Source organism: Sphingobium sp. LSP13-1-1.1 (assembly GCF_040676415.1).
Classification (GTDB): domain Bacteria; phylum Pseudomonadota; class Alphaproteobacteria; order Sphingomonadales; family Sphingomonadaceae; genus Sphingobium.
This window is the reverse complement of the sequence record NZ_JBEGHU010000028.1, coordinates 1-9,788: the sequence shown is the minus strand read 5'-3', so window position 1 is coordinate 9,788 and position 9,788 is coordinate 1. Positions and strand designations below refer to the sequence as shown.

The window sequence follows — 9,788 nt, the reverse complement described above, 5'->3', positions numbered from 1 at the left end:
CGCTTCCATCGCCACCTTCGCCTTGAACTCGGCGCTGTAGCGCTTTCTCGTCGTCTTCATTCCCGTCCATTCCTTCAGGTCGGGATGAGCTTATCACCCTGTCCGAATTGCCGACACCACCTCAGGCGGTTGGCAGTCATTAAGGATAGTTCAGCGCTATGCTAGCGTGGACACCGACCACATGCACGAGTCGATCGATAGGCCGTACTAACAGCAGCGCCAGCTGGCGAGGAAAATGGGCGATCGCATAGGACTACATGAGTTGAAGTGCCGTCGGGTCTGCGTCGAATGTCCTTACCTCCCTCTCAACAAAGACTTTCACTGGCGATTTTTCCCAGAGGGTTGGCACTTCATCTTCATTCTTTCGTCATTACGACGAAGCTCCACGCCTCCCTGAATCACGACCTCAACACCATGCCATTGGCGCCAACGGAGAACACAACCCTGACTTTCCGCACAGAATCCAAACGAGGAAGAAGGCTTCAGATCATGGCCTTTTGACGCCACAGCTTGCGGAGCCGCCCGGCCTATTCTAGGCACAACACCGCGCAATGATGCGTCATCTCACAATGATAGATGAACTGGATGCTTTCGTGACCCTGAAAAACGCTGCGCCCGCTATTTTCTCGCGCTTTTCTCATGTTTCCGGATCGGGCCTTCTGGCGAGTACGGCCACAGCCATTTTCACCTTGTCGGCATGCACCAGCTTCAGCGGCGCAGATGGTCCATCCACACGCGCGATCAACAATGCCGGTAATACGACTCAGGCGCAGGCCGATCTTGGCATTCAGATGATCGACATGACCAGCGAGGTTGCGCGGCAAGTGGCCGCGGCTGGGGTGGGGACCACTTTCATGGCAACATTCGGCGATGGATCGCCTGTGGGTTCCGTAATCGGACGTGGCGATGTGGTGAATATTTCCATCTGGGAAGCGCCGCCCGCCGCGCTGTTCGGTTCCAGTCGGCCCACGATTGCAGCCTTGGCGTCTTCCTCACCTGATACGTCGCAATCTTTCGACCTTTCCGACCAGATGGTCGATCTTGACGGACGGATCGAAGTTCCGTTCGCTGGGTCAGTTATGGCGGCCGGACGCACGCCCAACAAGGTGGCAGCCGACATCGTATCCCGCTTGGCCGGCAAGGCACACAAGCCACAGGTCATCGTCCGTATTACGCATAATACCGCCGCGACCGCGACTATCGTAGGGGATGTAAATCAAAGCATGCGCGTGCCCCTTTCGGCTCATGGAGAACGGATACTTGACGCTCTAGCCTCTGCAGGCGGCACGAAGCAGCCGACAGGCAAAATCACCCTGCGGTTGTCGCGCGGTGATAGTAGTGGCTCCATGGCACTGGACGATATCATCCGCGACCCGCGTCAAAACATCATCCTTCAACCCGGTGATGTAATCACAGCCCTGTATCAGCCCTTCAGCTTCACGTCGCTGGGCGCAACCGGTCGCAATGAGGAAATCTCGATCGAGGCGCAAGGTATTACCCTATCGCAAGCTCTAGGCCGCATCGGCGGATTGCAAGACCAGCGTGCTAATCCGCAGGGCGTCTTCATATTTCGTTATGAAGATCGCAAGGCATTGACCCCTAATGCCGCCCAAAAAGCGCCGCAAACCGCGGACGGCAAAGTTCCTGTAATATATAAAGTTAATCTGCATGACCCAGCTTCATTTTTCATAGCACAGAATTTCGTGATCAAGGATAAGGATCTTCTTTATGTCACGAATGCTCCTATTGCTGATCTACAGAAATTTACCAATCTATTATCCTCGATTGTCTTCCCTGCAGTCAGCGTCGGCACTTTAACGCGGTAAAGTGGTGAAAATCGCACTGCGCGTATCAAGACCACCAATTCCTCCATGACGAAGACCGTCAATTCAAGAGATTGAGCAGAATGAATCCTACCGCAACGGAAACCGTCTTATCCTCTTCTTGCTCTTCCCTTGCTTTGACTCCGTGCACATCGCAGCAACTTGTCATTCTGGTCGGGGGGAAAGGAACTCGGCTCGGTTCTCTATCACAGAGTACGCCCAAGCCTTTGATGCAGATCGACGAACGTCAGGTGTTCCTCGACTTTCTGCTAGACGGCGCGCTGCGGCAGGGGTTCCGCCATGTCCTTATGATTGCGGGCCATTTGGGCGAACAAGTTGCCGAACGCTATGCGCACCGCCGCATTTGGGGCGCCGACATAGACGTGCTGATCGAGCCAGAGCCGATGGGCACAGCGGGTGCGCTGGCGTTCGCAAAACAGGCGCTGGCAGACCGCTTCATTCTGATGAACGGCGACACTATTTTCGATACGAATATTCGCGCGGTAGATGCCTTGTTGTCAAGCACGCCTGATGCCGCCTGCTCGATCAGCTTGCGCGAAATAGATGATGTCAGCCGATATGGCGCTGTAGATGTCGATAACGACGGCCATGTGGTCCGCTTCCGGGAAAAAAATCCAAACACAGCTCAGAAAAATGGCGTCATCAACGCAGGAATCTACGCTTTGCGCCGGTCGGTGCTGGATTTGATCCCTGATCGGCCGACATCGCTGGAGCAGGATGTGCTGCCCGTGCTAGCCGATCGCCGCCAGATCGTGGGCATCGCTTCTAGTGGATATTTCCTCGACATCGGCCTGCCTGAAACATTGCAGCAGGCGCAGAAAGACCTGCCCAGCCGGACTCGCCCCGTCATCTTCTTCGACCGGGACGGCGTGCTCAACATCGATCATGGATACACCCACTCCCTCGACCAATGGGAATGGGTGCCCGGTGCAATGGCTGCGATCAAGGCCGCCAACGATGCGGGCATCGCCGTGGTCGTGGTAACCAATCAGGCTGGTGTGGCGCGCGGCTATTATGGTGAACCGGATATTTGGCGTCTGCACCATCATATTCAGCAGCAGCTCAACCTGCACGGCGCGTTCATCGATCAGTTCTATTATTGCCCGGATCATCCCGATGCGGTTGTGGATTCCTATCGCGCCCCCGCGCCTTTGGGCCGCAAACCTTCGCCGGCTATGCTCTCGCGCGCCATCCGCCAGCTTCGGTTGAACCGTGAGAAAGCTATATTCGTCGGCGATCAGCAGAGCGACATGGACGCTGCCGCAGCACTCGGCATTCCCGGCCTCTACTTCAAGGGTGGTCAGCTGGACGATTTCCTTTTTAACAGCCCCGCATGGGCCAGCCTTATTTCCTAACTCCAACCCGCCGCAACCAAGTTTGCTAGGAGGTGCCCGTTGCCAGCCTTCAATATGGAAGTTTCAGATATTCAGTCTATCGCGGATGCCCAACATCACGCCAAGAATTGGCTATTCAATCATGCCGCCCCGCTTTGGGGAACGAGGGGCGTCTGTTCTGACGGGCAATTTGCCGAAAGATTGACCCTAACAGGCGAATTTGTCGATATCCCCCGCCGAATGATGGTGCAGGCACGCCAGATATACAGTTTCATCACCGCTGGCGAACTGGGCTGGGAAGGCCCATGGAAGGCTCTGGTCGAGAAGGCAATGACCGTTCTGCTCAGGCGCGGCCTTCAGGACGGCAATCTGTTTGTGCACCAGTTCGATGAGGCGGGCGAGGTTGTTGATCCGCGCCTAGATCTCTATGATCATGCCTTTGGCCTGTTCGCGCTTGCCCATGCCGGGCGCGCGCTGGGCCGTCCGGAATATTTCGACATTGCCAACAAGGTGATGGATCGGATGGACGCCGAATGGCGCCGCCCCGAAGGCGGATTCTGGGAAGGTCAGATCACCCCCTGCCCGCCCTATCGCCAGAACCCACATATGCATATGTTTGAGGCCGCCTATGCCCTCTATCAAGCGACCGGCGACGAACGTTGGCAGAGGCTGAAGCACGATCTGCTAACTTTATTTCAGGACAAATTCCAAAATGCGCAAACCGGCGCGGTTACCGAATACTTCGACATCAGCTGGACGGCACTTGAAGATGCATCCGGATCGATTGTCGAGCCAGGGCACTGCCTAGAATGGGCATGGTTGTTCGAAATCGCGTTCGGCGACTTGTCTGGCGTTCCGGTCGCGACGAGATTGGCGGATTTCGCGCGCTCGTACGGCATCTGTCCGGAACGGGGGGTCGCGATCAACGAAGTCTCGCTCGACGGGTCGATCATCGATGGCAATGCTCGCCTGTGGCCGCAGACCGAACGGCTTAAGGCCGCAGTTGCTCGCTATCGCCGTCTGAAGACGCAGGAAGAGGCGGACGAGGTGGTCGCCGCCTACCGCGGCTTGGTTCCTTATTTCCAAACGCCGTGCCCGGGCACCTGGTATGACCGGTGGATGGCCGACGGCAGTTGGATGCAGCAGGACGCACCCGCCAGTTCTTTTTACCACATTACCTGCGGACTGAAGGAACTCATGTCTTGCACGGCCGGCAAATAGGCAAAGAGAGACAAATCATGATCATCGTTCGCTCCCCCATGCGCGTCTCCTTCTTCGGAGGCGGCACCGATCATCCGACATGGTTTCGCACTGGCGAGCCGGCGTCAGTCCTGTCGACGACGATCGACAAATATCTCTACGTTACGCTGCGCAAGCTACCCAAGGTGTTCGACTTCAACTATCGTGTATCCTGGCGGATCATCGAAGAAACCAAATCTATTTCCGAAATCCAGCATCCGATCGTTCAGGCAGTATTGAATAATTACGGCGAAGAACACAACTGGGGTTACGAAGTTCTGTACAATGCCGACCTTCCTGCTCAGTCGGGCCTCGGATCGAGCTCGGCCTTCACCGTTGCAATGCTAAAGGCCTATCTGGGCAACAACGGCAATATCGGTTCGAAGCATTTCTTCGCGCGCGAAGCAATCCGCATCGAGCAGGATCTGCTGAAGGAACCGGTCGGTTCGCAAGATCAGATCGCCGCAGCCTACGGCGGCATGAACCAGATTCGCTTCTTCGCCGACAACAGCTTTTCTGTCGAACCGGTGCTGATTTCGCCCGAACGGAAGCGCGCACTAAACGAAAATCTGGTGATGTTCTTCACTGGATTCACACGCTCGGCAAGCAAGATCGAGGGTGAGAAGATCAAGGAAATCAAGAATAAGACCGACGAACTGCGCGCCATCCACGACATGGTGATCGAAGGTCGCGAAATACTGGAAGACAGCGGCCGAGACCTTAATGATTTCGGTCGCCTGTTGCACGAAGCTTGGATGCGCAAGCGTGCACTGTCCAGCAGCGTGTCGAACGGCGGCCTTGATCAGGCCTATGACGAGGCGCTTCAGGCAGGAGCGATCGGCGGCAAGCTGCTCGGCGCGGGCGGTGGGGGCTTCCTGCTCTTCTATGTCGAACCGCATAATCGGCAGGCCGTTATTGACCGCCTGAAGCCCATGGTGGATATGTCCTTCGGATTTGAGAATAGTGGCGCCTCGGTTGTGCTATACAATCCCGAACTCGAAACCAACTATGATGCGTCATCGCGGCATGCTTAACGCATACCTTCAGCCTACAAGGGGAGCCAATGACTGTTATTGACAAGAAATCCAGAATTCTGGTGACCGGTGGCCGCGGGCTGGTCGGTCAGGCGCTACGCGCGCGCCTGCAACAAATGGATGTTGAAGTCTTTGCGCCGGGAAGCAACGAATATGACTTGACGTCGACCGAGCAGACCGATGCCATGTTCGAACGCTTTCGCCCCGATCTCGTGTTTCATATGGCCGCCCGCGTCTATGGCATCATGGGCAACATGAACAATAAGGGCCTGTCGATCTATGACAATGTCATGATCAACACCAATGTCATCGAAAGCAGCCGTAAGGTCGGCGTACGAAAGATCGTCGCCATGGGCTCAGGCTGCGTCTATCCTTATCCGCCGCCAGCTGAACATCTGACCGAAGACATGATCTTTCAGGGTGCGCCGCACCATTCAGAAGATTCCTACGCGCACTCCAAGCGCTTACTTTACTCCATGTTGGAAGCCTATAAGGCGCAATATGACATGGATTATGTCTTCGTGATCTCCGGCAATCTGTTCGGTCCGCACGATAGCTTCGATATCGAAAACGGCCATGTGACCCCCTCATTGGTCCACAAATTCTATATGGCGGCCAAGAATGGCACGAAGATCACGCCGTGGGGCACCGGGAAGGCACGCCGCGACTTCACCTTCAGTTCTGATGTCGCCGAAGCGCTGGTCACCATGATGGAAGGTGGTCAGGGCGCGATGAACATGGGTTCGGGCAATGTACATGCCATCCGGGAAATCATTGAGTCGCTGGCGGAAATTTCGGGCATCGGGATGGGTCGGGTCGAATTCGACACTAGCAAGCCGGACGGCCAAGAATATCGCTATTATGATGTAAGCAAGCTTTTCATCTTGGGCTTCCGCCCTAAGGTGAGCCTGCATGAAGGGCTGAAGCAGACCTATGACTGGTTTGCCGAGAACTATGAAAGCGCTCGCAAGTAATTTTGACATAGATGATTACGGATCAGGAGATTTTCGTGTCCAATAAAAAGAATTGCCTCATCACCGGCATCACCGGTATGGTCGGCTCTCACCTGCTCGACTTCCTTCTGGAAAATACCGATTGGGACATCTATGGTCTTAGTCGCTGGCGCAGTCCGATGGACAATCTTCAGCACCATATCTCACGAATCAACAACAAGGACCGCGTCCAACTGATCCACGGCGATCTGCGCGACAGCTTGTCACTAGATCATGCGGTGCGTCAGGCCAAACCGGATTATGTCTTCCATCTGGCCGCCCAGAGCTTCCCCAAGACCAGTTTCGATGCTCCGCTCGAAACCTATGACACGAATATCCAGGGCACCGAGCGCCTGCTGGCTGCGCTGCGCAAATACAGCCCCGAAGCAGTGATCCACGTCTGTGCATCGTCGGAAGTGTTCGGTCGCGTGCCGAAAGAAAAGCTGCCGATCAATGAAGAATGTACGTTCCACCCGGCTTCGCCCTATGCAATTTCGAAAGTCGGCACCGATCTAATCGGCCGTTACTACGCCGAAGCGTTTAACATGACTGTCATGACGACCCGCATGTTCACGCACACTGGTCCGCGTCGCGGCGACGTGTTCGCGGAATCGACTTTCGCCAAGCAGATCGCACTAATTGAACAGAATCGCATCCCGCCCGTGGTCAAGGTCGGCAATTTGGATTCGCTGCGTACGTGGGCGGACGTTCGTGACGCTGTCCGCGCTTATTATATGATGGTGACGATCAACCCGACCCCCGGCGCCTATTATAATATCGGCGGCACCCACATATGCTCGGTCAAGGACATGCTTGACACGCTGCTATCCTATTCGACCGTCAAGAACATTCATATTGAAATGGACCCCGAACGGCTGCGTCCAATCGACGCCGATCTTCAGGTGCCCGATACGACTAAGTTCGAAAAGCATACCGGCTGGAAACCCGAAATCTCGTTCGAAACGACCATGCGCGACCTGCTGGACTATTGGCGTCAGCGCGTTTCGACTCAAGGCGATTTCTTGACGCGCTAAGCCATTTCGCGCCATCGCCACATAGTGCGACGGCGCGAAATCATTCATGGTCACGAAGGCGGTCGTATGGCACTGCCATCCGATCTTTGAGTGGATCATGCAGAACCATTCCTATCAAGACGGCACCGCCATCCGCAATGAGCACAGCGCCGAAAAATGGCTTTCCGGTGGGCGACTGTGGATCGATTGCACCGATATTCTACGCTATGCGCATGCCGGAAACCGAACAGTTTCAGGTATTCAGCGCGTTATTGCCAATATGTTTTCAGCTCTGGATAATCTGGGTATAGCCTGCGGAGCCGTGGCGAGCGATTATACCGGCTTGAAGCTGGTCACTATCGAGACGGCCGGCTGCTTGTCACTTTTCGCCGACCTACAGTCAGGCAAATGTGCAATTAGCGAGATCAAGGCAAAATGTGCCCGCATTCAGGCATCTGCCGCACAATGGACGCCCGAAGTCGACGACATTATCCTGATTGCCGGTGCCTTTTGGTTGCATGATCCGTCCCTGTTGCTGGAGTTGCGCCAGATTCCGCGACTCCGCATCGCGACATTCATTCATGATGTGCTAATCTGGCGTTATCCCATCTATTTTAAGTCGACAGACCGATCGATCTGGCTAAGCGCTTTTGCGCAGATGCTTGGCATAAGCGACGTGCTGATGACCAGTTCACGCTATGTGGCAGACGAGATTCGTTCCTGTGCAATGACGTTGAACTTGCCATGCCCGGACATTCTGCGGACCGGCATGGCCTCCACCTTTCCGAACATCATATCGGAACAGCCGAGCGAGATCGTCCGGCAACTCATGGGACAACGTTTTGTTCTGTGTGTAGGAACGCTCGAACCCAGAAAGAATCACGATTTTCTATTGGATATCTGGGATCAGCTCCATGTCGAGTATGGCGATGCCGCACCCCGACTGGTATTTGCCGGCAAGGTTGGCTGGAAAGTGACTGCCTTGCTGCACCGCATGAAGGGACTGAAATGGGGTCCAACTCATTTCCTCCACATCGACTCTGCGTCTGATAGCGACCTAACCTGGCTCTATGATCACTGCCTTTTTACCGTCTACCCCAGCCTAGCTGAAGGCTGGGGGCTGCCAATCAGCGAAAGTCTTGCGCGTGGAACGCCATGTTTGGCAGCCAATACCGCATCTCTTCCTGAAGCCGGAGGGGATTTGGCGCTCTATTGTCCGCCGAATGATGTGAACGCAGCGCTGATTCAAATCCGCCTGCTGTTGAAGGATGATTTCAGGCAACAGTTACGCAATCTTATCCATCAGCATTTCCGTCCAAGTAGTTGGCCGGATTTCACGGCAAGATTGGTCGAAGCTTTGTCGCGCTCCTTCGGATCGCGTCGTTATGCACCCCTGCCCATTGAACAGCCATGCCCAATCGGAACACCATTGCAGGAGGCAGGCATTGCCCGTCGGGCAGCTGCATTGTCGACATTGACATTCGGCTGGGATCAAATTCGGGACGACGCAGTATATGGAGGACCGAGCATGAAAATGGTCCTGCGTACGCAGGGCCTCAACGAGGAGTTATTGATCTTTTGTTGCCTCGCCTCCTTACCCGGTGGCGGCACTATCAAGGTTGAGAATGAAGAGACGGGCGAGACCTCGGAGTGGACCTTTTGTGATGATGACCCAAGCGTAAAGGAAATCGCCCTACCTATTCGTCCCAGCAAGGACGTAGAATTGCAACTGCATGTTGAAGCGGGCTGCTGCCGTGCGGCGATATACGGGATCGGCCTCTCGCGGTCCGCTTCCGCATCGGCGTTGTTAGCTCAAGCGCTGAAGCAAATGATCGTCCAAAACAGAACGACCGGAGAACTGATTGTAGACAGCCGTCACATGGTCGGTGGACAGGCGCCTCGATTATTACGAGCCATACCTCACCTTGACCGCCTGCCTCTCAAGCGCGCCAGACTGGCCGCACGACGGCTAGATTGGGTAACTGCCCGTCTGCATTATTGCGCCATGCTGCGCCTGCGGCCAAAAGATGCCGCCGCCTGGAAGCAATTGGGCCATGCGTGCAAGGAGCTCAAGGATTATGCAGGCGCCTACACTGCCTATAGCATGGCCTTGCTCTATGCCGGCGACGCGGATTCGCGCTTCCACGCGAATGTAATGCGTGAACAACTCCGCTGGCAGGATAGCATCGAACAAATCTTGTAAGATTATACCAACGAGCATTAATCGGTACCCATGTGCCCATTGGCGCAAATCGATGGACATGATGCGCCAAGGTTGATTGACGAGGCTGTTCCAGGCGAAGCAGCAGTGGTCGACGATGTCATCGTAGGA

Annotated in this window: 7 protein-coding genes; all 7 read left to right on the top strand. The window is 55.2% G+C overall.

Annotated features, from left to right (window positions below; all coding sequences use genetic code 11):
* Positions 1–569: 569 nt before the first annotated feature.
* Positions 570–1,826: a polysaccharide biosynthesis/export family protein gene (locus MRBLSP13_RS15080; RefSeq protein WP_363736913.1), complete on the top strand. Its 1,257-nt coding sequence runs from the start codon at positions 570–572 to the stop codon at positions 1,824–1,826.
* Positions 1,827–1,906: 80 nt separating this feature from the next.
* Entirely contained in the window at positions 1,907–3,199 is a 1,293-nt protein-coding gene (locus tag MRBLSP13_RS15075; protein ID WP_363736915.1) for an HAD-IIIA family hydrolase, read from the top strand.
* Positions 3,200–3,238: 39 nt separating this feature from the next.
* Positions 3,239–4,399, top strand: coding sequence for an AGE family epimerase/isomerase (locus MRBLSP13_RS15070; RefSeq protein ID WP_363736917.1), 1,161 nt, complete (start codon positions 3,239–3,241; stop codon positions 4,397–4,399).
* Positions 4,400–4,416: 17 nt separating this feature from the next.
* Positions 4,417–5,451, top strand: a complete 1,035-nt coding sequence (locus MRBLSP13_RS15065) for a hypothetical protein (protein ID WP_363755349.1) — start codon at positions 4,417–4,419, stop codon at positions 5,449–5,451.
* 29 nt (positions 5,452–5,480) lie between these two features.
* Positions 5,481–6,425: a GDP-L-fucose synthase family protein gene (locus MRBLSP13_RS15060; RefSeq protein ID WP_363736921.1), complete on the top strand. Its 945-nt coding sequence runs from the start codon at positions 5,481–5,483 to the stop codon at positions 6,423–6,425.
* A 35-nt stretch (positions 6,426–6,460) separates the two neighbouring features.
* Positions 6,461–7,477, top strand: a complete 1,017-nt coding sequence (locus MRBLSP13_RS15055; RefSeq protein ID WP_363736923.1) for a GDP-mannose 4,6-dehydratase — start codon at positions 6,461–6,463, stop codon at positions 7,475–7,477.
* 46 nt (positions 7,478–7,523) lie between these two features.
* Positions 7,524–9,659 (top strand): glycosyltransferase family 4 protein, encoded by a 2,136-nt coding sequence (locus MRBLSP13_RS15050; RefSeq protein ID WP_363755347.1) that lies wholly within the window; start codon positions 7,524–7,526, stop codon positions 9,657–9,659.
* The last annotated feature ends 129 nt before the right edge of the window (positions 9,660–9,788 follow it).